At 65.1% G+C, this 21,818-nt stretch carries 22 protein-coding genes and 1 tRNA gene; 8 read left to right on the plus strand and 15 right to left on the minus strand.

Annotated features, from left to right (window positions below; genetic code table 11):
- Positions 1–4: 4 nt before the first annotated feature.
- Positions 5–1,519 (plus strand): Ni/Fe hydrogenase subunit alpha, encoded by a 1,515-nt coding sequence (locus tag LRM40_RS10415; RefSeq protein WP_151123112.1) that lies wholly within the window; start codon positions 5–7, stop codon positions 1,517–1,519.
- Positions 1,507–2,043, plus strand: a complete 537-nt coding sequence (locus LRM40_RS10420; protein ID WP_231067500.1) for a hydrogenase maturation protease — start codon at positions 1,507–1,509, stop codon at positions 2,041–2,043. The genes LRM40_RS10415 and LRM40_RS10420 overlap by 13 nt, the downstream gene beginning before the upstream one ends.
- Here the strand turns inward: LRM40_RS10420 and LRM40_RS10425 are convergent.
- The 7 genes from LRM40_RS10425 to cysS form a co-directional block, all read right to left on the minus strand.
- On the minus strand, positions 2,037–3,173 hold the full coding sequence (locus LRM40_RS10425) for an HDOD domain-containing protein (RefSeq protein ID WP_151123111.1): 1,137 nt from the start codon (positions 3,171–3,173) through the stop codon (positions 2,037–2,039). The two genes, LRM40_RS10420 and LRM40_RS10425, sit on opposite strands and share 7 nt — an antisense overlap.
- 125 nt (positions 3,174–3,298) lie before the next feature.
- Positions 3,299–3,392: transfer RNA gene (locus LRM40_RS10430), tRNA-Ser, on the minus strand.
- Positions 3,393–3,420: 28 nt separating this feature from the next.
- Positions 3,421–4,710 carry an aspartate kinase gene (locus tag LRM40_RS10435; RefSeq protein ID WP_151123110.1) on the minus strand — a complete coding sequence of 430 codons (1,290 nt, stop codon included), beginning with the start codon at positions 4,708–4,710 and terminating at the stop codon, positions 3,421–3,423.
- Between the two features lie 75 nt (positions 4,711–4,785).
- Positions 4,786–6,141 carry a tRNA lysidine(34) synthetase TilS gene (gene tilS, locus LRM40_RS10440; RefSeq protein WP_151123109.1) on the minus strand — a complete coding sequence of 452 codons (1,356 nt, stop codon included), beginning with the start codon at positions 6,139–6,141 and terminating at the stop codon, positions 4,786–4,788.
- Positions 6,142–6,145: 4 nt separating this feature from the next.
- The gene (locus LRM40_RS10445) at positions 6,146–7,117 is read right to left on the minus strand and encodes an acetyl-CoA carboxylase carboxyltransferase subunit alpha (protein ID WP_151123108.1); all 972 of its coding nucleotides are present in this window, start codon (positions 7,115–7,117) and stop codon (positions 6,146–6,148) included.
- A 29-nt stretch (positions 7,118–7,146) separates the two neighbouring features.
- Positions 7,147–7,800: a DNA-3-methyladenine glycosylase family protein gene (locus LRM40_RS10450; protein WP_231067501.1), complete on the minus strand. Its 654-nt coding sequence runs from the start codon at positions 7,798–7,800 to the stop codon at positions 7,147–7,149.
- Position 7,801: 1 nt separating this feature from the next.
- Positions 7,802–9,178, minus strand: coding sequence for a cysteine--tRNA ligase (gene cysS / locus LRM40_RS10455; RefSeq protein ID WP_151123107.1), 1,377 nt, complete (start codon positions 9,176–9,178; stop codon positions 7,802–7,804).
- 193 nt (positions 9,179–9,371) lie between these two features.
- Here cysS and LRM40_RS10460 point away from each other — a divergent pair, with 193 nt between their 5' ends.
- From LRM40_RS10460 to LRM40_RS10475, 4 genes are read left to right on the plus strand one after another with little or no spacing between them, the layout of a single operon-like run.
- On the plus strand, positions 9,372–9,899 hold the full coding sequence (locus tag LRM40_RS10460) for a peptidylprolyl isomerase (RefSeq protein WP_151123171.1): 528 nt from the start codon (positions 9,372–9,374) through the stop codon (positions 9,897–9,899).
- A 2-nt stretch (positions 9,900–9,901) separates the two neighbouring features.
- Positions 9,902–10,405 (plus strand): peptidylprolyl isomerase, encoded by a 504-nt coding sequence (locus LRM40_RS10465; RefSeq protein WP_151123106.1) that lies wholly within the window; start codon positions 9,902–9,904, stop codon positions 10,403–10,405.
- Between the two features lie 58 nt (positions 10,406–10,463).
- Positions 10,464–11,183, plus strand: a complete 720-nt coding sequence (locus tag LRM40_RS10470; RefSeq protein WP_231067502.1) for a UDP-2,3-diacylglucosamine diphosphatase — start codon at positions 10,464–10,466, stop codon at positions 11,181–11,183.
- A 7-nt stretch (positions 11,184–11,190) separates the two neighbouring features.
- Complete coding sequence (locus tag LRM40_RS10475; protein ID WP_151123104.1) at positions 11,191–11,967, plus strand: M90 family metallopeptidase; 777 nt, start codon at positions 11,191–11,193, stop codon at positions 11,965–11,967.
- Positions 11,968–12,039: 72 nt separating this feature from the next.
- On the opposite strand, the gene clpA is transcribed toward LRM40_RS10475, so the two are convergent.
- Both clpA and clpS read right to left on the minus strand, forming a co-directional pair.
- Positions 12,040–14,352: an ATP-dependent Clp protease ATP-binding subunit ClpA gene (gene clpA, locus LRM40_RS10480; protein WP_151123103.1), complete on the minus strand. Its 2,313-nt coding sequence runs from the start codon at positions 14,350–14,352 to the stop codon at positions 12,040–12,042.
- Positions 14,349–14,705 carry an ATP-dependent Clp protease adapter ClpS gene (gene clpS / locus LRM40_RS10485; RefSeq protein WP_151123102.1) on the minus strand — a complete coding sequence of 119 codons (357 nt, stop codon included), beginning with the start codon at positions 14,703–14,705 and terminating at the stop codon, positions 14,349–14,351. Before clpS ends, clpA begins: the two co-directional genes overlap by 4 nt.
- Before the next feature lie 227 nt (positions 14,706–14,932).
- On the opposite strand from clpS, the gene LRM40_RS10490 reads away from it, so the two are divergent.
- The gene (locus LRM40_RS10490; RefSeq protein ID WP_151123101.1) at positions 14,933–15,157 is read left to right on the plus strand and encodes a cold shock domain-containing protein; all 225 of its coding nucleotides are present in this window, start codon (positions 14,933–14,935) and stop codon (positions 15,155–15,157) included.
- 97 nt (positions 15,158–15,254) lie between these two features.
- On the opposite strand, the gene icd is transcribed toward LRM40_RS10490, so the two are convergent.
- The 3 genes from icd to hemN form a co-directional block, all read right to left on the minus strand.
- Complete coding sequence (gene icd, locus LRM40_RS10495; protein WP_151123100.1) at positions 15,255–16,508, minus strand: NADP-dependent isocitrate dehydrogenase; 1,254 nt, start codon at positions 16,506–16,508, stop codon at positions 15,255–15,257.
- A gap of 125 nt (positions 16,509–16,633) precedes the next feature.
- Complete coding sequence (locus tag LRM40_RS10500) at positions 16,634–17,335, minus strand: sulfite exporter TauE/SafE family protein (protein ID WP_151123099.1); 702 nt, start codon at positions 17,333–17,335, stop codon at positions 16,634–16,636.
- Between the two features lie 2 nt (positions 17,336–17,337).
- Positions 17,338–18,747, minus strand: coding sequence for an oxygen-independent coproporphyrinogen III oxidase (gene hemN, locus LRM40_RS10505; protein WP_151123170.1), 1,410 nt, complete (start codon positions 18,745–18,747; stop codon positions 17,338–17,340).
- 157 nt (positions 18,748–18,904) lie between these two features.
- Here hemN and fnr point away from each other — a divergent pair, with 157 nt between their 5' ends.
- Positions 18,905–19,639, plus strand: a complete 735-nt coding sequence (gene fnr, locus LRM40_RS10510) for a fumarate/nitrate reduction transcriptional regulator Fnr (RefSeq protein WP_151123098.1) — start codon at positions 18,905–18,907, stop codon at positions 19,637–19,639.
- A 40-nt stretch (positions 19,640–19,679) separates the two neighbouring features.
- On the opposite strand, the gene LRM40_RS10515 is transcribed toward fnr, so the two are convergent.
- The 3 genes from LRM40_RS10515 to ccoG all read right to left on the minus strand — a co-directional run bounded on the left by LRM40_RS10515 (position 19,680) and on the right by ccoG (position 21,814).
- Entirely contained in the window at positions 19,680–19,961 is a 282-nt protein-coding gene (locus tag LRM40_RS10515; RefSeq protein WP_151123097.1) for a hypothetical protein, read from the minus strand.
- Positions 19,962–20,037: 76 nt separating this feature from the next.
- The gene (locus LRM40_RS10520; protein ID WP_151123096.1) at positions 20,038–20,319 is read right to left on the minus strand and encodes a nitrogen fixation protein FixH; all 282 of its coding nucleotides are present in this window, start codon (positions 20,317–20,319) and stop codon (positions 20,038–20,040) included.
- Between the two features lie 22 nt (positions 20,320–20,341).
- Positions 20,342–21,814 carry a cytochrome c oxidase accessory protein CcoG gene (gene ccoG, locus LRM40_RS10525; RefSeq protein ID WP_151123095.1) on the minus strand — a complete coding sequence of 491 codons (1,473 nt, stop codon included), beginning with the start codon at positions 21,812–21,814 and terminating at the stop codon, positions 20,342–20,344.
- Positions 21,815–21,818 lie beyond the last annotated feature (4 nt).

Here is a 21,818-nt window from a genome sequence, read left to right on the forward strand (position 1 = left end):
CACCATGGCCGCCCCCGACCTGGAAACCGCCGCCCCCCCCGAAGGCCTGCGCCGCGTGGCCATCGACCCGGTGTCGCGGGTGGAAGGCCACGGCAAGGTCACACTGCTGCTGGACGAACACAACCGGGTGCAGCAGGCGCGACTGCACATCGTCGAGTTCCGCGGCTTCGAGGCCTTCATCCGTGGCCGCCCCTACTGGGAGGTGCCGGTGATGGTGCAGCGGCTGTGCGGCATTTGCCCGGTGTCGCACCACCTGGCGGCCTGCAAGGCGCTGGACCGCGCGCTGGGCATCACCGTCCTCCCGCCCAGCGCCGAGAAGCTGCGGCGACTGATGCACTACGGCCAGGTGCTGCAATCGCACGCCCTGCACTTCTTCCACCTGTCCTCGCCCGATCTGCTGTTCGGCTTCGACTCGGAGCCCACCCGCCGCAACATCGTCGGCGTGGCCCAGGCCCACCCCGACATCGCCCGCCAGGGCGTGCTGTTGCGCAAGTACGGCCAGGAGATCATCCGTGCCACCGCGGGCAAGCGGGTGCATGGGACCGGCTCGGTGCCTGGCGGCATGAACCGCCACCTGAGCGCCGAGGACCAGGCGATGCTGCGTGCCCAGGCCGACCAGATGGTGCAATGGGCCCAGGGCGCCGTGCAGCTGGTGCAGCGCCTTCACACCCAGAACCCGGCGCTGTACGACGGCTTTGCCCGCAGCCCGGCCCACCTGATGTCGCTGGTGCGGCCGGACGGCGCACTGGACCTCTACGACGGCCGGCTGCGGGTGCGCAGCGCCGAGGGCGCGCTGCTGCACGAGCAGGTGGATGACCAGCGCTACCTCGACCTGATCGAGGAAGAGGTGCGCCCCTGGAGCTACATGAAGTTCCCCTACCTGCGCAGCCTGGGGCCTGCCGCGGGCTGGTACCGGGTGGGGCCGCTGGCCCGGGTGCAGAACTGCGACCGCATCCCCTCGCCGCTGGCCGAGGTCGAACGCCAGGTCTTCGTCGCCCACGGCCAGGGGGCCCTCATCGACGCGACGCTGGCCTACCACTGGGCCCGCATGATCGAGGTGCTGCACACGGCCGAGGTGGTGCGGGAGTTGCTGGACGATCCGGACCTCCTGGCCGGGGATCTGCTCGGCGCCGGCCAACGCAGCGGCGAGGGCGTGGGCATCATCGAGGCGCCGCGCGGCACCTTGATCCACCACTACCGGGTGGCCGACGACGACCTGATCACCCACTGCAACCTGATCGTCTCCACCACCCACAACAACCAGGCCATGAACGAGGCGGTGCGGGCGGTGGCCCGCGAACAGTTCGACGGCCGCGAGATCACCGAGGGTCTGCTCAACCAGATCGAGGTGGCCATCCGCGCCTACGACCCCTGCCTGTCTTGCGCCACCCATGCGATGGGCCGCATGCCCTTGGAAGTGGCCTTGGTCGATGCGGACGGCCAGGCCCTGGACCATGTGGCCAGGTCGCCCGAGGGGCACTTCACGCGGCTGGATGGCCCGCTGACGTGGACGGTCTGACCGCTCCACCGCCCGCTCGGCCGCCCGCTCCCTGCCTGCTGCTGGCCTGGGGCAACCGCAGCCGCGGCGACGATGCGCTGGCCCCTCTGCTGCTGGACCGGATCCAGCGCTGGCTGATGCAGCAGCCAGCGTCACAGCATTGCGCGGTGCAGTGCCTGGAGGATCAGCAACTGCAGGTCGAGCACGTGCTGGACCTGCAGGGGCGGCGGGCCGTGCTGCTCATCGACGCGGTGGTCGGCCTGTCGGCCCCGTTCAGCACGATGGCGCTGACCCCTTGCCGGGACAGCAGCTTCACCAGCCACGCCCTCTCCCCGCAGGCCCTGCTGCAGGTCTATCAGGATGTGCTTGGAGGAGTTCCGCCGCCGTGCCTGCTGCTGGGTCTGCGTGCCGATCAGTTCGGCTTGGACCACCCCCCGACACCGCAGGCCCTGGCTGACCTGGATCTGGCCGAAGCCTGGCTCCGGACCTGGGTTCAGCAGAACGCCGCCGTCGAAGCCGCCGAGCCTGGCGCGGTCACTCAATAGCCCCGGAAGGAAGCGTCCTGCAGGCGGCTCAGCCGTGCCGACAGCGCAGGCGCGCGCAGCGCTGCGGTCCAGCGGGTCAGACGGGCGGGCGACAGGCCCTGCCGCAGGTGAAAGAAATCCGCCGAAGACTCGCTGAGAAGTTCGAAGGCCTGCAAGGACGGCAGCGCCCCGCTGGCCAGGCGCTCACCCAGGCGTGCGCACAGATAGGTCAGCGCCAAGGTCTCCGCACGGCCGGGATCGGTCGACGACGCAGGCAGGACCAGGCAGTCCGCCGCATCACAGGCACTGGCGATGATGGGCTCCGGCAAGTCCCAGTCGCGCATCAGCAACCGCCCCACTTCACCGGAACCCACGCCCAGCAGGTCCTGCTCCGCCCGGGTCCTGGCCAGGTGATCGGGTTGGTCCATGGCCGCCAGCAGACGGGTCGGGGTGGTGGCCGTCACCGCCAGGCGGCCGAGAAAGGACAGCAGCACCGCGCTGCCCACGGCCCCCGGGTCCCGAATGGACAGGGTGTGGGTCAGGGCGTGAGCCAGTTCGCAGGCCAGTGCGCTGCTCTGCCAGACCCGGTCCAGCATGGCCTGCCGCTCCGGCGCCTCCTGGGCGAAGCTCTGCATCAGTGCATAGCGCAGGCAGATGGCGCGCACCTGCGTGAGCCCCAGAAAGGTCACCGCCTGGGCCACACTCACCACCGGCGTCTGCAGGCCATAGAGCGGTGAATTCACGGCCGACAACAGCTTGCCCGCGATCACCGGCTCGGCCGCGATCAGTTCCACCAGCCGTGCGGCGCTGGCCTCGCTCAGCAGATCCACCGCCGCCAGGTGCTGCATCAGCCGCGAAGGCCGCGGGATGTTGCGAAACACCGCGGTGATGGCGGCGCGACGCTCCTCGGACAGCTCATCGGCATGAAGCAGCCGGAAACCGCTCAAGGCCGTGGGCACAGGCTCGCAGATCAGGGTGGACTGCACACCGTCGTCGGCGTCGGGCACCGGTGGGGGGGACGCGAGGTGGTCGCCCGCGCCCGGAGGGGCCCCGGCTGCCGGCGCATCGGACGGCGATGAACGGCGCCGCCACAGGGCGCCAGCCCCGAGCACCAACACCAGCAGCAAGCCCAGAAGGAAGGCAGAGTTCATGCACCGATTCTGAGGTGCGGTCTGCGCGCGCGCCCGGCAGAACAGGGGGCGCAATGCCCGTCATTCCAAGCAGGATAGGGCCCCGGAAAAAAAACGCCGCTTTCAGCGGCGTTTTTGCAGTCGGTTGGCGGAGACGGAGGGATTCGAACCCTCGATGGAGTTTTTTGACCCCATACTCCCTTAGCAGGGGAGCACCTTCGGCCTCTCGGTCACGTCTCCAACCTAAGCTCAGCAGTATAGCGTGAATTTAGGCTTTTGCCTCGTCCACGGCCGAAATCGATGCATCCAGATCGAAAGCCTTGTGCAGCGCGCGCACGGCCAGCTCCATGTACTTCTCGTCGATCACGACCGAGGTCTTGATCTCGCTGGTGCTGATCATCTGGATGTTGATGCCCTCTTCGCTCAGCGAGCGGAACATCTTGCTGGCCACACCCACATGGCTGCGCATGCCGATGCCCACGATGGACACCTTGCAGATCTTGGGGTCGCCCACCACGTCCGAAGCGCCGGTGGCCGGCTGCACCTGGGTGCGCAGCAGGTCCAGGGTGCGCTGGTAGTCGTTGCGGTTGACCGTGAACGAGAAGTCGGTCTTGCCGTTCTGCGACACGTTCTGGATGATCACATCGACTTCGATGTTGGCATCGGCCACGGCGCCCAGGATCAGCGAGGCCACACCCGGCTTGTCGGGCACGCCCGTCACGGTGACCTTGGCTTCGTCGCGGCTGAAGGCGATGCCAGAGACAACGGCTTGTTCCATCTTTTCGTCTTCCTCGAAGGTGATCAGAGTGCCCGACTTGGCCTCTTCCTCAACACTGATATCCCAGGGGGTGAAGCTGGAGAGCACCCGCAGCGGCACACGGTACTTGCCGGCAAATTCGACCGAGCGGATCTGCAGCACCTTGGAGCCCAGGCTGGCCATCTCGAGCATTTCCTCGAAGCTGATGGTGTGCAGGCGACGGGCTTCCGGAACGATGCGCGGATCGGTGGTGTAGACACCGTCCACATCGGTGAAGATCAGGCACTCGTCGGCCTTCATCGCCGCGGCGATGGCCACGGCCGAGGTGTCGGAGCCCCCGCGGCCCAGGGTCGTCACATTGCCGCCCTCGTCCACGCCCTGGAAGCCGGTGATCACCACCACCTTGCCAGCAGCCAGATCGGCGCGCACCTTGGCGTCATCGATGCTCTCGATGCGGGCCTTGGTGTAGGCCGAATCGGTCTTGACCGGCACCTGCCAGCCGTTGTAACTGACCGCCAGCATCCCCTCGGCCTGCAGGGCCAGCGACAGCAAGCCCACGGACACCTGTTCTCCGGTGCAGGCAATCATGTCCAGCTCGCGCAGCATCTCGGGGGTCTGCTTGGCCGGAGAAACCTCCTTGGCCAGCCCCAGCAGGCGGTTGGTTTCGCCGCTCATTGCGGAGGGAACGACGACCATCTGGTGGCCCGCACGGGCCCACTTGGCCACGCGCTTGGCGACGCTGCGGATGCGCTCTGTCGAGCCCATCGATGTGCCGCCGTATTTGTGTACGATCAAAGCCATGGGGTAGCGAAAAATGCGACAACGCCCTTGCGGGGCCGGGAGGCTGCACAGCCGCTTCGCGACCACGCAAACCCCCTATTCTAAGGGATCGCTGACCTCATCCGGCCGATCCGTTGACCAGATCGGTCGCCACTGACGTGTGCCCGCCACCGCAGCGTGCCGCGCATCCACCCCCAGACCGGGCACGAACAGCACATCCATCCGGCCATCGGCCCTGCGACGACACAGCACAGGGGCGTGCCGTTGCCAAGCCGGCACGCCGGCCGCCTGGAACTGCTTCTTGAGGCTGCGCGGCGGCCGGTCGGGGCCGACCTGGAACTGCTCACCGCCCTGCCGAGGCAGCAGCCAGGCGCCGCTCAGTTGCTCGGCACTCAGCCCGCCCACCTGCACGGGCTCGAAGTCCAGCCGAGCCTGCCAATCCGGGAGTTCCAGCGCCTGGGGCCCCATCAGTTGCCGGGGCTGTCCGGCAACCTGCCCCGGCGACAGAAGCGTGGCCGACAGCACGCCACGGTAGAGCCGCCATTCCAGACCGCCCTCCGATTGCCAGCGTGCCGGCCCGGGCCGCGTCAGCCCTGAAGCGATCTGCGTCTGCAGCGAAGCATGGGGCGGCGGCAGGCCGTGCTCCGCCGCCGCCCACTTGAGCCAGGCCGCCAGCACCAGACGGCGCCGAACAGCTGACATTCCGGTCCAGCCCGGAAGCGGCAGTTCAACCCCGCTGGCCCCGAGCCGCTGCAACTCGGCCTGCACCACTTCCTGGATCAACTGGCTCGCGTCGTGGCTGTGCTGGGCTACCGCGACCAGCGCGTCCTGCGCATGAGGGAAACAGGCCTCCAGGGCCGGAAGCACATCATGCCGAAGCCGGTTGCGGGCGAAGCGCCGATCCAGGTTGCTGTCATCCTCGATGTGTCGCAGCCGGTGGCGCTGGATGTAGTGGTCGATGGCCGACGCCGGCTGGCCCAGCCAGGGGCGCACCCATCGGATACCCTGGCGTTCGACGGCACGAGGCATGCCGGCCAGACCGGCCGGGCCGGCGCCCCGCAGGGCCTGCAGCAGCACCGTCTCCGCCTGGTCGCGTTGGTGGTGTGCCAGCAGGACGGTGTCCGCCCCCACCTCGGCCGCCATCTCGGCCAGGGCTTGGTAGCGCGCCCGGCGAGCCCAGGCTTCGACGCTCTGCCCCGCCTCGGGTCGCTGGGTCAGGCGGCGCCCGAGAAAGCTCAGGCGCCCCTCCCGGCGGGCCCAGCGCGCCACCTGTTGCTGGCAATGAACCCACCAGTCGTCCGCCCGGGGCATGAGACCGTGGTGGACGTGCAGCGCCACGACATGCAGATCGGTGCCAGCGCTTTGCCGCCACACCGCGTGCAGCAGTGCGGTGGAATCCCGCCCGCCGCTGAAAGCCACGGCGACGACCGGCGTCGTCACCCGGGTGGCCATGGGTTCAGCGTGCGGACGTGTCGGTGAAACGACCGTAGGACTTCAGGCGCTCGTAGCGCCGCGCCAGCAGTTCAGCCGTCGACAGGTCGGACACCTGGCGCAGCGCGTCGACCAGCGCCCGCTTCAGTGCGGTGGCCATGTGCTTGGGGTCGCGGTGGGCACCACCCACTGGCTCGTTGATGATCTTGTCCACCAGCCCCAGCGCCTTCAAGCGGTGGGCGGTGATGCCCAGGGCCTCGGCGGCATCCGACGCCTTGGCAGCCGTCTTCCACAGAATGGAGGCACAACCCTCGGGCGAGATGACCGAATAGACCGAGAACTGCAGCATCAGCACCTGGTCTGCCACGCTGATCGCCAAGGCGCCACCGGAGCCGCCTTCACCGATGATGGTGGTGACGATGGGCACTTCCAGTTGGGCCATCTCGAAGATGTTGCGGCCGATGGCCTCGGACTGGCCGCGCTCCTCGGCACCGATGCCCGGGTACGCGCCCGGGGTGTCGACGAAGGTGAAGACCGGCAGGCCGAACTTCTCGGCCATCTTCATCAGCCGCAGGGCCTTGCGGTAGCCCTCGGGGCGGGGCATGCCGAAGTTGCGCGCGGCACGTTCCTTGGTGTCTCGGCCCTTCTGCTGGCCCAGCACCATGCAGGCCTGGCCATTGAAGCGGGCCAGACCGCCGACGATGGACTGGTCATCGGCAAACGCACGGTCGCCGTGCAGCTCCTGGAAGTCGGTGAAGATCTCGTTGATGTAGTCCAGCGTGTAGGGACGCTGCGGATGGCGGGCGATCTGGGTGACCTGCCAGGGCGTCAGCTGGGTGTAGATGTCCTTGGTGAGCTGCAGGCTCTTCTTGTCCAGCCGCTCGATCTCTTCCGAGATGTCGACCGCCGATTCGTTCTGCACATAGCGCAGTTCTTCGATCTTCGACTCGAGTTCAGCGATCGGCTGTTCGAATTCCAGGAAGTGTCGCTTGCTCATGGGCGGGTACTCCTTTTTCAAGCGCAAGATCAGTAATCGACGGGCAGCGGATCGAGGCTGCGCCACAGGTACCAGGTGGCCACCGAACGGTAGGGCGCCCAGCATTCTCCCAGCTCGCGCGCCTCGGCCCGCGACACCGGCTCGCCACTGAAGTAGCTGTTGCTGATGCCTTTGAGCAGACCCAGGTCGTCCAGCGGCAACACATTGGGGCGCATGAGGTGGAAGATGAGGAACATCTCGGCCGTCCAGCGGCCGATGCCACGGATGGCCACCAATTCGTCAATGATGGCTTCGTCGTCCATGTGCTGCCACTGCGACACATGGACCTCGCCTTCGGCGAAATGCCTGGCCAAATCCCGCAGGTATTCTGCCTTGCGAGCCGACAGACCGACAGCGCGCAAGCTAGGGGTTTCCTGTGCCAACACAAGGCCAGGGTCGATCGCGTAGGACGGGCCACGCATCAACGCGGCAAACTTGTCCCACACCGATTGCGCAGCATTGACCGAGATCTGCTGGCCCACGATGGAGCGCGCCAAGGTGGTGAAGGCGTCTCCCCGACTCTGCAGACGGGCCTCGCCGAACTGCGGGATGAGCTTTTTCATCACCCGGTCGCGCTTGGACAGATGCTTGCAGGCATCGTCCCAGTAGCTGGGCGTGATGCCTGGGCTGGAAACTTCACTCACGTCAGGCCTTCACCCAGGTGGTGCCCTGCGGAGAATCTTTCAGCAGGATGCCGGCGCTGGCCAGTTCATCGCGGATGCGATCAGCCGCCGCGAAGTCGCGTGCGGCCTTGGCGGCCTGCCTTTCGGCAATGCGCGCTTCGATGGTGACCGCATCCAGCGTGGTGCCCGCCTGCAGGAACTGCGACGGCACCTGCTGCAGCACACCCAGCACCTCGGCCAGACCCTTGACGGTGCCGGCCAGCACCGGGTCGGCCTTGCGGTTCAGTTCCGTGGCGGACTCGAACAGCACGGCCAGCGCGCCCGGCGTATTGAAGTCGTCGTCCATCGCCACCTTGAAGGACTGTGCCGCAGGATGGGACCAGTCCAGCGCGGGCAGCGCCTGCCCCTCGAACGGGACCAGGGCCGTGTAGAGCCGGCGCAGGGCTTGGCGAGCGTCGTCCAAATTGGCGTCGCTGAAATTGAAGGGGCTGCGGTAGTGCGTGCGCAGCATGAAGAAGCGCAGCGTCTCGCCGTCGTAATCCCTCAGCACGTCACGGATGGTGAAGAAGTTGCCAAGAGACTTGGACATCTTCTCGTTGTCCACGTTCAGGAAGCCGTTGTGCATCCAGACGTTGACGAAGGGCTGGCCGGTGGCGCCCTCGCTCTGCGCGATCTCGTTCTCGTGGTGGGGGAACTGCAGATCCATGCCCCCGCCGTGGATGTCGAAGTGTTCGCCCAGCAGTGCGCAGCTCATGGCCGAGCACTCGATGTGCCAGCCCGGCCGGCCCGGGCCGAAGGCCGAGGCGTACTTGGCATCCTCGGGCTCTTCCGGCTTGGCGGACTTCCACAGCACGAAGTCCAGCGGGTCCTGCTTGCCATCATCCACCGCCACGCGCTCACCCGCACGCAGGTCGTCCAGCGACTTGCCGCTGAGCTTGCCGTAACCCGGGAAACGACGCACCGCGAAGTTCACATCGCCGTTCTCGGCCTGGTAGGCCAGGCCCTTGTCCTGCAGCGTGCCGATCATCGCCAGCATCTGCGGGATGAAGTCGGTGGCGCGGGGCTCGTGGGTGGGCGGTGTGATGCCGATGGCGCCGATGTCCGATCGCATGGCCGCGATCATCTCGTCGGTCAGGGCGCGGATACTCATGCCGCGCTCCAGGGCCCGGCGAATGATCTTGTCGTCGATGTCGGTGATGTTGCGAACGTAGGTCACCTCGTAGCCACTGGCGCGCAGCCAGCGGTACACCACGTCGAAGGCCATCATCATCCGCGCGTGCCCCATGTGGCACAGGTCGTAGATGGTCATGCCGCACACGTACATGCGCACGCGACCGGGTTCGATGGGGGTGAAAGGCTCCACCCGGCGGGTGAGCGTGTTATGGATGCGCAGCGTCATCAACAGCCAGAATCAGGCGGCGCCAGGGGAACCCCTTGCGGCCACAGGCCACGGGGAAACCGCCTACAGGCGCTCTATACAATCGGCTGATTGTAGCCAAGGAGCCTTCCCCGTGACCGCCACCTGCACCACTCCCCTGCTTCGGCAGCCCCTGTCCATCGCCCGTCTGAGCCGCTGGCTGGCGGTGGGCGTGATGTCCCTGGCCGCCCTGTCGCCGGCCTGGGCCCAGAAGGTGAAGCTGAGCACCACCATGGGCGACATCGTGCTTGAGTTGGACCACGACAAGGCGCCGAAGTCGGTGGACAACTTCGTGCAATACGTCAAGAGCGGCCACTACGACGGCACGATCTTCCATCGCGTCATCGATGGCTTCATGATCCAGGGCGGTGGCTACACGGCCGACCTGAAAGAGAAGCCAACCCGCGCGCCCATTCCCCTGGAAAGCCGCAATGGGCTGAGCAATGTGCGCGGCAGCCTGGCCATGGCTCGCACCATGGTGCCCAACTCCGCCACGGCCCAGTTCTACATCAACGTCGTCGACAACCCCAACCTGGACCAGCCCAATGCCCGCGACGGCGAAGGCTACGCCGTGTTCGGCAAGGTGGTCCAGGGCATGGACGTCGTCGACAAGATCAAGGCCGCCGCCACCGGCAACAAGGGCGGCTTTGCCAATGTTCCCCTGCAACCGATCGTGATCAAGAAAGCCACGCTGGAGAAATAAGCATGACCAAGACCGTTGAACTGACCACTTCCGCCGGTGTGATCCGCCTTGAGCTCGACGAGACCAAGGCGCCGACCACCGTCGCCAACTTCCTGTCCTATGTGAACAAGGGCCACTACGACGGCACCGTGTTCCACCGCGTGATCAAGAGCTTCATGATCCAGGGCGGCGGCATGACGGCCGACATGAACCAGAAGCCGACCGATGCCCCGATCCAGAACGAGGCCAACAACGGCCTGAAGAACGTCAAGTACTCGATCGCGATGGCCCGCACCAACGCGCCCCACTCGGCCTCGGCACAGTTCTTCATCAACACCAAGGACAACGACTTCCTGAACTTCACCAGCGAGTCGCCCAGCGGCTGGGGCTATGCCGTGTTTGGCAAGGTCGTGGCAGGCACCGAGGTGGTGGACGCCATCGAGAAGGTGCGCACCGGCCGCAAGGGCTTCCATGACGACGTGCCGCTGGAAGTCGTGGTGATCGAGAAGGCTGTCGAGATTGCCTGAGGCGGTCGAGGCGTTCCCGCGTTGCGCGGAACTCCGCCTGCCCGCCGATTGGCGGCAGGTGGCTTTCATTTCCGACCTGCACCTGAGTGAGGATCTGCCGCGGACCACGGCCGCTTTCGAGCGGTTGCTGGAGACCGTGCAGGCCGACGCGCTGTTCATCCTGGGCGACCTCTTCGAGTATTGGGTGGGCGACGACATGCTGGCCCTGCCCTTCGAGGCGCGCTGCGCGCAGGCGTTGCGTGTCGCCACGCGGCGCCTGCCCATCCATGTGCTGCGCGGCAACCGCGACTTTCTGCTCGGCGAGCGCTTCTTTGCCGAGACGGGCTGTCGTGACCTGCCCGACCCGACGGTGCTGCGGGCCGCCTGGGGTGACTCGCTGCTGGTGACCCATGGCGATGCGCTGTGCATTGCCGACACGGCCTACCAGCAGTTCCGCGCCCAGGTGCGCCAGCCGGCCTGGCAGGCGGCGCTGCTGGCCAGACCCCTCGAGGAGAGGGTGGCGCTGGCCAGACAGATGCGCGCCGCCAGCCGCGACGGCGGACGGGCTCCCGAGAGCTATGCCGACGCAGATGCTCAGCTGTGCAGCCAGTGGCTGGCTGCCGCAGGCGCCCCGCTGATGATCCACGGCCACACCCACCGCCCCGGCCGCGACAGCCTGCCCGGCGGCGCCGTGCGGGAGGTGCTGTGCGACTGGGAACTGGACCAGGCGCAGCCGCGGGCCGACATGCTGTTCTGGTCTGCCGAAGGTGTGCGGCGGGAGTCCCTGATTCCTCTCTGAGAGCCGAATGATGGGCTGGTGGCAACGCTGGAGGAACTGGCGCGAAGGGCGCGCGCGTTCACGCCATGACATCCCGCCGCCCCTGTGGACCGCGGTGATGGCGCGCTACCCCTTTCTGCAGGGCCTGAGCCCGCCCGAAAGCGAGACGCTGCGCCAGCTCAGCAGCGCGTTTCTGGCGCGCAAGGAGTTTGCGGGAGCCCAGGGGCTGGTCGTCACCGACGAGATGGCCGTGGCCATTGCCGCGCAGGCCTGCCTGCCCATCCTGCACCTGGATCTGGCCCTTTACGACGGCTTCGTCGGCATCGTGGTCCACCCCGATGAGGTGGTGGCACGCCGGCATGTGACCGACCACGACGGGGTGGTGCACGAATACGACGAGTGGCTCAGCGGCGAGGCCATGGCCGGCGGCCCCGTGATGCTGTCCTGGCCGGACGTGGACGAGGCGGGCGAACTGGCCACGGACGGCTACAACGTCGTTGTGCATGAGTTCGCCCATGTCATCGACATGTGCAATGGCGAGGCCGACGGTGTTCCGCCGCAACCCAGCCTGACGGCCCAGACCCACTGGATCGAGGTGCTGGACGGAGCCCTGGACGATTTCTGCCGGCGACTCGACGCGGGCCAGCCCACCTTGCTCGACCCCTATGGCGCCGAAGGCCCGCAGGAGTTCTTCGCCGTGGCCACCGAGGCCTTCTTCGTCAACCCACACCCCTTCCGACAGCACCACCCCGACCTGCACGCGCTGTTCAGGGACTACTTCCGCCAGGATCCGGCCAAGCGCTGAGAACCGCAGACATCTGCCCAACGCAAAAGAGCACCCGGAGGTGCTCTCTTCTTTGTGAGGCCGCGCTGTCAGTTACGCGGCCGTGGCCTCGGCCTTGGGCTTGTCACCACTCTTGCCGGCCGGCTGGATGTCCAGTTGCACCTGGCCTTCGGCGTCCACGTCCACGGTCAAGCGACCGCCATCCACCAGGCGACCGAACAGCAGTTCGTCGGCCAGGGCCTTGCGGATGGTGTCCTGGATCAGACGCTGCATCGGCCGGGCCCCCATCAGCGGGTCGAAACCGCGCTTGGCCAGGTGCTGCCGCAGGGCATCGGTGAAGGTGACCTCGACCTTCTTCTCGGCCAACTGCTCTTCCAGTTGCAGCAGGAACTTGTCGACCACCCGCAGGATGATCTCCTCGTCCAGGGCGCGGAAGTTGATGATGGCGTCCAGGCGGTTGCGGAATTCCGGCGTGAACAGGCGCTTGATGTCGCCCATCTCATCGCCCTGCTCACGGCGGGTGGTGAAGCCGATGGTGGACTTCTGCATGGTCTCGGCGCCCGCGTTGGTCGTCATGATGATGATGACGTTGCGGAAGTCGGCCTTGCGCCCGTTGTTGTCGGTCAACGTGCCATGGTCCATCACCTGCAGCAGCACGTTGAAGACGTCCGGGTGCGCCTTCTCGATCTCGTCGAGCAGCAGCACCGCATGCGGCTTCTTGGTGATGGCTTCGGTCAGCAGACCGCCTTGGTCGAAACCCACGTAGCCCGGAGGCGCGCCGATCAGACGGCTGACCGCATGACGCTCCATGTACTCCGACATGTCGAAGCGGATGAGCTCGATGCCCAGGATGAAGGCCAGCTGCTTGGCCACCTCGGTCTTGCCAACGCCGGTGGGGCCGCTGAACAGGAAGGCACCGATGGGCTTGTCCGCACGACCCAGCCCTGAGCGGGCCATCTTGATGGCCGAGGACAGTGCTTCCACCGCGGGATCCTGACCGAAGACCACGCTCTTGAGGTCGCGGTCCAGGCTCTTGAGCTTGCCACGGTCGTCGCTGGACACATTGGCCGGCGGGATGCGGGCGATCTTGGCGACGATCTCTTCGACCTCGTTGCGGGTGATGGTTTTCTTCTGCTTGCTCTTGGGCAGCACGCGCTGGGCCGCCCCCGCCTCGTCGATCACGTCGATCGCCTTGTCGGGCAGATGGCGGTCATTGATGTACTTGGCCGACAGCTCGGCCGCCGCCTGCAGAGCGCCCAGGGCGTACTTGACGCTGTGGTGCTCTTCGAAACGAGACTTCAGGCCCTTGAGGATCTCCACCGTCTGCTCGACCGAAGGCTCGACCACATCGACCTTCTGGAAGCGACGGGACAGGGCCGCATCCTTCTCGAAGATGCCGCGGTACTCCTGGAAGGTCGTGGCACCGATGCACTTCATCGCACCGCTGGACAAGGCGGGCTTGAGCAGGTTGCTGGCGTCCAGGGTGCCACCCGAGGCCGCCCCCGCACCGATGAGGGTATGGATCTCGTCGATGAACAGGATGGCCTTGGGCTGCTCCTTGAGCTGCTTGAGCACACCCTTGAGCCGCTGCTCGAAGTCGCCGCGGTATTTGGTACCGGCCAGCAGAGCCCCCATGTCCAGCGCATAGACGATGGCGTCGGAGAGCACCTCCGGCACGTCGCCCTCGGTGATGCGCCAGGCCAAGCCTTCGGCAATGGCCGTCTTGCCCACGCCGGCTTCACCCACCAGCAGGGGATTGTTCTTGCGGCGACGGCACAGCACCTGGACGACTCGCTCGACCTCGGACTCGCGCCCGATCAGCGGATCGATCTTGCCTTCCTTGGCCTGCTGGTTGAGGTTGGTGGTGAACTGCTCCAGCGGAGATCCCTTGCCCTCGCCACCCTCTTCCTTCTCTCCTTCCGGGGCGCCGCCCTCGCTGCCGCTGCCCTTGGCGGGCTCCGGCGGATCGGACTTCTTGATGCCGTGGGCGATGAAATTCACCACATCCAGCCGCGTGACACCCTGCTGGTGCAGGTAATAGACCGCGTGGGAATCCTTCTCGCCGAAGATGGCCACCAGCACGTTCGCGCCGGTCACCTCCTTCTTGCCGCCACCGGTGGACTGCACATGCATGATGGCGCGCTGGATCACCCGCTGGAAGCCCAGCGTCGGTTGGGTGTCGACCTCGTCGGTCCCGCCCACCGTCGGGGTGTTCTCCCTGATGAAAGCCACCAGGCTTTTGCGCAGGTCCTCGATGTTGGCAGCGCAGGCGCGCAGAACCTCGGCCGCGGAGGGGTTGTCCAGCAACGCGAGCAGCAGGTGCTCCACGGTGATGAACTCATGGCGCTGCTGACGGGCCTCGACGAAGGCCATGTGCAGGCTGACTTCAAGTTCTTGCGCGATCATGCGGCCTCCATAATGCATTGAAGCGGGTGTCCGGAGCGGCGTGCTGCTGCGAGCACCAGTTCGACCTTGGTCGCGGCGATGTCCTTGCTGAACACCCCGCAGACCGCACGCCCCTCATGGTGGATCTTCAACATGATTTGGGTGGCGGCCTCTAGATCAAGCCTGAAATATTCTTGCAGCACCATCACCACGAACTCCATCGGGGTGAAGTCGTCGTTCAGCATGACCACCTGGTACATGCGGGGAGGACGCGTACGCTGTGCCTTGCGCTCGGCAACGACCGAGCCCTGCCCATCCTCGGGCTTGGACGTCGAAGCCCCTCCAGGGGGCAAGGAAGGTCGGTTCGAAGGCATGAAATCAGTATAGCCACTTGATAGTCCGTTCACACTGGTAGGGAATGGTCCTCCGGACCGCCCTGGCGCAAGCGCCAAAAAGTGACACATTGCAAGGGCAGTTCCTCCGCCCGTGACACCTCATCACCTTGCACGAAACACGGATACCGATGGTGATTGACACCCGCCCGTCATGTGCCAAAAATTGTCAGTAATAAAAGCCTGAAAAAGGCCAAAGGAGGAAAACGATGGAAGCCATCGGCACTGTGAAATGGTTCAACGACGCCAAAGGCTTTGGCTTCATTGAGCCGGAGAGCGGCGGCGGCGACGTATTTGCCCACTTTTCCGCCATTCAGATGGATGGCTTCAGGACCCTCAAGCAGGGTGGGAAAGTCCGCTTCGAACTTGTCCAGGGCCCCAAGGGGCAGATGGCGCAGAACATCCGCCCACTGGAGGAGCCCGTCCGCTCCTGAGCGCGACCGTATCCGACAACAAAAAGCCCGGCACCGCTTACGCGGTGCCGGGCTTTTTTCGGGGGTCAAAAACCGGCCAACTGACCGGTGTTCAGACTCACATGTTGTCGATCATCACCTGGCCGAAACCGGAGCAGGACACCTGGGTGGCGCCATCCATCAGGCGGGCGAAGTCATAAGTGACCTTCTTGCTCAGGATGGACTTCTCCATGGAGGCGATGACCAGATCGGCCGCCTCGGTCCAGCCCATGTGACGCAGCATCATCTCGGCCGACAGGATCTCGGAACCCGGGTTCACATAGTCCTTGCCCGCGTACTTCGGCGCCGTGCCGTGCGTGGCTTCGAACATCGCCACCGAGTCGCTCAGGTTGGCTCCCGGGGCAATGCCGATGCCGCCCACCTGGGCCGCCAGCGCGTCAGAGATGTAGTCGCCGTTCAGGTTCAGGGTGGCGATCACCGAGTACTCGGCCGGGCGCAGCAGAATCTGCTGCAGGAAGGCATCGGCGATCGAATCCTTGATCACGATGTCCTTGCCGGTCTTCGGGTTCTTGAACTTGCACCACGGACCGCCGTCGATCAGCTCGGCGCCGAACTCCTTCTGGGCCAGGGCGTAACCCCAGTCACGGAAGCCACCTTCGGTGAACTTCATGATGTTGCCCTTGTGGACCAGGGTCACGCTGGGCTTGTCATTGTCGATCGCGTATTGGATGGCCTTGCGCACCAGACGCTCGGTGCCCTCGCGAGACACCGGCTTGACACCGATGCCAGAGGTCTCGGGGAAGCGGATCTTCTTGACGCCCATTTCCTCGATCAGGAACTTGATGACCTTCTTGGCCTTCTCGCTCTCGGCTTCCCATTCGACGCCGGCGTAGATGTCTTCCGAGTTCTCGCGGAAGATCACCATGTCGATCTTCTCCGGCGCCTTGACCGGGGAGGGCACGCCCTTGAAGTACTGCACCGGACGCAGGCACACGTACAGATCCAGCTCTTGACGCAGCGCCACATTCAGGGAACGGATGCCGCCACCCACGGGAGTGGTCAGCGGGCCCTTGATGGACACCACATAGTCACGCAGCACTTCCAGCGTCTCGGCCGGCAGCCACACGTCGGGGCCGTAGACCTTCGTGGACTTCTCGCCCGCGTAGATCTCCATCCAGTGGATCTTGCGCGCGCCGGCGTAAGCCTTGGCCACAGCAGCGTCCACCACCTTGATCATCACCGGAGTGATATCAAAGCCCGTGCCGTCGCCTTCGATGTAAGGAATGATCGGGTTGTTCGGCACATTGAGCGAGAAGTCCGCGTTGACGGTGATCTTCTGCCCACCCTCGGGCACCTTGATGTGCTGGTACATGTCGCTAGGCTCCAGGCGTCGTTATGAAAAGATGTTCCAGAGTCTGAAATTCTAGTTCAGACCAACTGTCTTTCGGCTGACGTTCGCATGCAAAACCCTGCACGTCCCGCAGCAGCCGACGGGACTCAGGAAATGCAGTAAGCCGCCACGCGCATCCAGAGATCGTGCCCGAGCGCCCACGCGGAGGCCACGGCCAGTGCGGCGCCGGACAGGCGGGTCACCCACCCCATGACGCCGGCCTGAGCTGCGGAGTTCTGCTGCCCCATCCAGCGCAGCAGCAGGGCGGGCACGGCCCCCAGGGCCAAGGAAGAGGCCAAGGCGAAGACGGTCATCACCAACGCGCCGCCCCAAGGCCCGTTGGCCAGGGCCGCCACCACCAAGGCCGATTGAAGCAACCCGCAGGGCCAGGCCACCCACAGCATGCCCGCGCCCAGGGCCTTGCCCGGCCCTCTCACACGCTGCCAACCTCCCGACAGGGTGGTGGCGCGCTGCCCGCCCCGTCCCAGGCGGTCCAGCCAGGCAGGCTGCCGTCCGGTCACCAGCAGCCAGATGCCCAGCGCCAGGGCCGCCATGTGCGCCAGCCCCCACAAGGGACGCAAGGCCGGACTGATTTGCCCCAGTTCACCCAATGCGGAAACACTGGATGCCGCAATGGCGCCGGCCGCCGCGTAGCCGAGCACCCGGCCCAGGTGAAAACTGCCCCACGCGAAACGCCCGCCGCCACAAGCCCCGACAGCCGCGGCACTGGAAGCGCCGCACATGGCCACGCAGTGGACCGTGCCGGCCAGCCCCATCATCAGGGCACTGAAGATCAACGCATAGTTCACCTTCAGATGATGCGCGAGAAACGCTCCCTGACGCGATCCGCCTGAAGATGCTTGTCAAACGCCATGGCAATGGCGCGGACGAAGAACCATCCCTTGGCGGTGACCTGGAGCGCTCCAGGCTCCCGAACCACCAACCCCATGGCCTCGTAGGGCGCCAGGGATTCCAGCTCCGACCTGAAGTACTCCGGCACCTTGATCAGGTGGGACAGTTCGATCGACTCGAATTCCAGGCGCCCCTGGCACATCAGGGCCATGATCACCGCGCGTCGCAGCAGGTCATCGCGTGTGAGCGCCAGCCCGCGGACGATAGGAAACTGCCCCTGGCGCACCGCATCGTAGTACTCGGGCAATGTCTTGGCATTCTGGCTGTAGGTGGCGCCCATGCGTCCAATGGCAGACACCCCCAGGCCGATCAGATCGCAGTCAGGCTGGGTGCTGTAGCCCTGGAAATTCCGATGCAGCCGCCCTTGCCGCTTGGCCGCGGCCAGAGCGTCGCCCGGCAGTGCGAAGTGATCCATGCCGATGTAGGTGTAGCCGCCGGACAGGAAGCCGGCGATCGCACCGGACAGCATCGTCACCCGATCAGCAGCGGTGGGCAACTCGGCAGGGTCGATGCGTCGCTGCGGCTTGAACCGCTGGGGCAAATGCGCATAGGCATACAGCGCGATGCGGTCAGGCCGCAGTTCGCCGACCAAATCGATCGTCCTTGCGAAAGAGGCGGGGTTCTGTTTGGGCAGGCCGTAGATCAGATCCACGTTCACGGATTCATAGCCGAGGTCACGCGCACTTCGGACCAGATCACGAACGCTCTCGAACGATTGCACGCGGTGCACGGCCTTCTGAACCTCGGCATCGAAGTCCTGCACGCCGAAGCTCAGACGGTTGAATCCCAACTCCCGCCAGCGGGCCAAGCGCTCTGCAGAGGCCGTGCGGGGATCCACCTCGATGGAGATCTCCGCGCCCGGCGCCAGCTGGAAGGCCCGACGCAGGGACGTCATCAGCCGCGCGAGTTCTTCATCGCTCAGGAAGGTGGGCGACCCGCCTCCCAAGTGGAGCTGCGACACCACCTGGGGCTCGCCCAGTGCCTTGGCGTGAAGATCGATCTCGAGATCCAACGCATCCAGGTACTCACCGGCGCGTTCATGGTGCTTGGTGATGACCTTGTTGCAAGCACAGTAGTAGCAGACCGACTCGCAGAAGGGGATGTGGATGTAGAGCGACAGCGGCGGCTTGCCCCCGACCACCGCCCCTTCCGCACGCTGCCGCAAGGCGCAGGCATAGTCGTGCGCCGTGAACGCCTCGACAAACCGGTCTGCCGTCGGGTAGGAGGTGTAGCGGGGGCCGGGAACGTCGAATTGCCGCAACAAGTCAACCGGCAGCTGCACATCGGCGGAGTCTGAGATCTGTACCATGCCGCCATGGTGCCAGCCGTCCCGCGCCCGGTCTTGATTTGACTCAAGCAACCACCCATACTGATCGGGACAATTGCGCTCCTGCACCCGGGCTTCCATGGCGCGTCTGAAGCGCGCCATCGCGCAGCAAGACGGATGCTTCTTTGATAATGGGCCTATGACCGACGCCACCCAAGTGAAACCCGACGCGTTCAAGGTCGCGTGCTCCAGCTGCAATCTGCGCGAACTTTGCCTGCCCGTGGGGCTCGCCCGTCCCGATCTGGAAAGACTGGATGCCCTGGTGGCCACGCGCCGCAGCGTGGCCCGGGGCGACATGCTGTTCCGTGCCGGAGATGCCTTCCAGTCGCTTTATGCTGTTCGCACGGGCTTCTTCAAGACCTGCGTCTCCTCGGAGGATGGTCGCGATCAGGTGACCGGTTTCCAGATGGCGGGAGAACTGCTGGGGCTGGATGGCATCAGCAACGATCGCCACTCGTGCGACGCAGTGGCCCTGGAGGACTCCCAGGTCTGCATCATCCCCTATGGCCAGTTGGAGTCACTGTCGCGCGAGTTCACCGACCTGCAGCATCAGTTCCACAAGATCATGAGCCGCGAGATTGTTCGCGACCATGGCGTGATGCTGCTGCTGGGCAGCATGCGGGCCGAAGAGCGGCTGGCCGCCTTCCTGATGAACCTGACCCAGCGCCTGCAGGCGCGGGGCTTCTCGGCCTCGTCACTGATACTTCGGATGACCCGGGAAGAAATCGGCAGCTACCTGGGACTCAAGCTCGAGACCGTGAGCCGTACGTTCTCCAAGTTCCAGGATGACGGCCTGCTGGAAGTCAAGCAGAGACACATCCGCATCATCGACCAGGACGGTCTTCAGCAGTTGATCAACGGCGCCCACTGCTGATTCTTGGCGGCCGCCATCGGGAGATGGCGGTCAACCCCAGTCAGGCAGGATGCGCCGCATCCCTGGGGTCTTGTGAGGAGGCCGGCGGCAGACTCAGCAACTGGGTCAGCCCTGCCGCGATGGAAATCACCCCCCAGAAGATGAGGAATGTCGCGGAGTAGATGGCCGACAGGCTCCAGTTCACCCTGTCCGCGCCGAACCAGTGAAGTTCGCTGGGGTCAACGACGACGAAGACCAGGGCCTCTGCAACCCCCGCCATCAGAAACGCAGGCCACAGCACACAGAGCAACCTGACCGAGCACATGCGGGCAGATTCGGACATGGCAATGCTCCTTCCATCCAGACAGGTTCGAAGGACACCGACTGCCGCGGCGGGGGGGGTTGCCCCCTCCTGAAAATCAGGGCTCTTGCTTGGGCGTCGCCGCATGGTTCCGCGCGGCGAGCGCAGGGGTCATGCTGTCCACCCCATCATGAACCTCGGATGCTCCACCCGACTCGTCCCTCAGCAGCACGGGATCGGCACCGCGAACAGCCACCACGGCAGAAATGACGCTGGCGATGACCACCGAGAGCGGACCGGAAATCACCAGCCACACCATCGGGTGCCGCCACCAAGGCTTTTGTGCATCCTGTGCCTGGGCTGCGGTGCTGGCAACAGGGGAAACTTCGGATGCCGACATGTCTTAATTCCTCAGGTGCCGCTCAGCGGGGCACCATGAAAGTGGACTTCTCTTCCACCTGAACAGGATGGGTCTTGTCGTCATGAGCCAAGCGCTCGACGTCGAATTGGATTCCGTGCATGCCACTGCCGACCTGCTGTGCCGCCTCGAAGGGAATCTGAGCGCTCACCGTGATCCAACGTGCCTCGGCCGGGTCCAACTCGAACGACGACGGTCCCGCGATCATGATTCCTGGCAAGCCGCGCACGTTCAACTGGTACTTCTGCTTCTCTTCGGCCGAGTTCATGATCTGGATCCGGTACACGTTCTCGACGCGACCATCATCCACGATGCGCGCCAGCGAAGCGCGGTCCCGCACCACATCCACCCGGAATGGGCTGCGCAGATAGATGCTCAGCGCGAAGGCCGACAGGATCGCGATCAGGATGGTGGTGTAGATCAGCACACGGGGACGGAAGATGCGGCGCATCATCGACCCGCGATCCAGATGCTGCTCCAGGCCATTCTCGGTAGCGTAGCGGATCAGCCCCCGCTGGTACCCCATCTTGTCCATGATGCCGTTGCAAACATCGATGCAGGCCGCACAACCGATGCACTCGTATTGCAGGCCCTTGCGAATATCGATGCCGGTGGGGCACACCTGAACGCACAAACCGCAATCGACACAAGACCCCAAGCCCATCTTGGCGGGATCGGCCTTCTTGGACCTCGAACCACGCGGCTCACCGCGCTCGGTGTCGTAACTGATGATCAGGGTATCCCGGTCGAACATCACGCTCTGGAACCGGGCATAAGGGCACATGTACTTGCAAACCTGCTCGCGCATGTAGCCGGCATTGCCATACGTGGCAAAGCCATAAAACAGCACCCAGAACCATTCCCAGGGGCCAAAACTCAGCGTCAACGCTTCATGACCCAGAACGCGAATCGGGGTGAAGTAGCCGACAAAGGTGAAACCCGTCCACAAGCCGAACAGAATCCAGGCGAGTTGCTTGCCGCTTCTGCGCAGCAGACGCTCCAAGGTCCAAGGACCCTGGTCCAGCCGCATGCGCTGAGCCCGGTCTCCCTCGAACTTCTGCTCGAACCACATGTAGATCTCGGTGTAGACCGTCTGAGGACAGGCATATCCACACCAGAGACGCCCCGCCACCGCCGTGAAAAGGAAAAGGCTGTAGGCAGAGACAATCAAGAGACCCGTCAGGTAGATGAAATCCTGAGGGTAGAGAACCAGCCCGAAGATGTAAAACCTGCGGGCGCCCAAGTCGAAAAGAATCGCTTGGCGGTCATTCCAGCTCAGCCAAGGCAGCCCGTAAAACACGAGCTGAGTGAGCCAGACCAGAGCCCAACGCCAGGTTGCAAACCAACCGGTGACGCTGCGGGCATAAATCTTACGGGACTTCTGGTAGAGCGATACCACCTCCGCCACACTGTCTTTGCCAGAATCTGGCGCCTGCTCGACGGGAGAGGATGAAATAGGGGTGGTGGTATCGCTCATGTCG

The sequence above is a fragment of the Ideonella dechloratans genome, assembly GCF_021049305.1.
Lineage (GTDB): Bacteria > Pseudomonadota > Gammaproteobacteria > Burkholderiales > Burkholderiaceae_C > Ideonella > Ideonella dechloratans.

Coding starts and splice junctions, on each gene's coding strand:
- LRM40_RS10415 (WP_151123112.1), top strand. CDS start 5: ATGGCCGCCCCCGACCTGGAAACCGCCGCCCCCCCCGAAGGCCTGCGC.
- LRM40_RS10425 (WP_151123111.1), bottom strand. CDS start 3,173: ATGAACTCTGCCTTCCTTCTGGGCTTGCTGCTGGTGTTGGTGCTCGGG.
- LRM40_RS10435 (WP_151123110.1), bottom strand. CDS start 4,710: ATGGCTTTGATCGTACACAAATACGGCGGCACATCGATGGGCTCGACA.
- tilS (WP_151123109.1), bottom strand. CDS start 6,141: ATGGCCACCCGGGTGACGACGCCGGTCGTCGCCGTGGCTTTCAGCGGC.
- LRM40_RS10445 (WP_151123108.1), bottom strand. CDS start 7,117: ATGAGCAAGCGACACTTCCTGGAATTCGAACAGCCGATCGCTGAACTC.
- cysS (WP_151123107.1), bottom strand. CDS start 9,178: ATGACGCTGCGCATCCATAACACGCTCACCCGCCGGGTGGAGCCTTTC.
- LRM40_RS10460 (WP_151123171.1), top strand. CDS start 9,372: ATGTCCCTGGCCGCCCTGTCGCCGGCCTGGGCCCAGAAGGTGAAGCTG.
- LRM40_RS10465 (WP_151123106.1), top strand. CDS start 9,902: ATGACCAAGACCGTTGAACTGACCACTTCCGCCGGTGTGATCCGCCTT.
- LRM40_RS10475 (WP_151123104.1), top strand. CDS start 11,191: ATGATGGGCTGGTGGCAACGCTGGAGGAACTGGCGCGAAGGGCGCGCG.
- clpA (WP_151123103.1), bottom strand. CDS start 14,352: ATGATCGCGCAAGAACTTGAAGTCAGCCTGCACATGGCCTTCGTCGAG.
- clpS (WP_151123102.1), bottom strand. CDS start 14,705: ATGCCTTCGAACCGACCTTCCTTGCCCCCTGGAGGGGCTTCGACGTCC.
- LRM40_RS10490 (WP_151123101.1), top strand. CDS start 14,933: ATGGAAGCCATCGGCACTGTGAAATGGTTCAACGACGCCAAAGGCTTT.
- icd (WP_151123100.1), bottom strand. CDS start 16,508: ATGTACCAGCACATCAAGGTGCCCGAGGGTGGGCAGAAGATCACCGTC.
- hemN (WP_151123170.1), bottom strand. CDS start 18,747: ATGGTACAGATCTCAGACTCCGCCGATGTGCAGCTGCCGGTTGACTTG.
- fnr (WP_151123098.1), top strand. CDS start 18,905: ATGACCGACGCCACCCAAGTGAAACCCGACGCGTTCAAGGTCGCGTGC.
- LRM40_RS10515 (WP_151123097.1), bottom strand. CDS start 19,961: ATGTCCGAATCTGCCCGCATGTGCTCGGTCAGGTTGCTCTGTGTGCTG.
- LRM40_RS10520 (WP_151123096.1), bottom strand. CDS start 20,319: ATGTCGGCATCCGAAGTTTCCCCTGTTGCCAGCACCGCAGCCCAGGCA.
- ccoG (WP_151123095.1), bottom strand. CDS start 21,814: ATGAGCGATACCACCACCCCTATTTCATCCTCTCCCGTCGAGCAGGCG.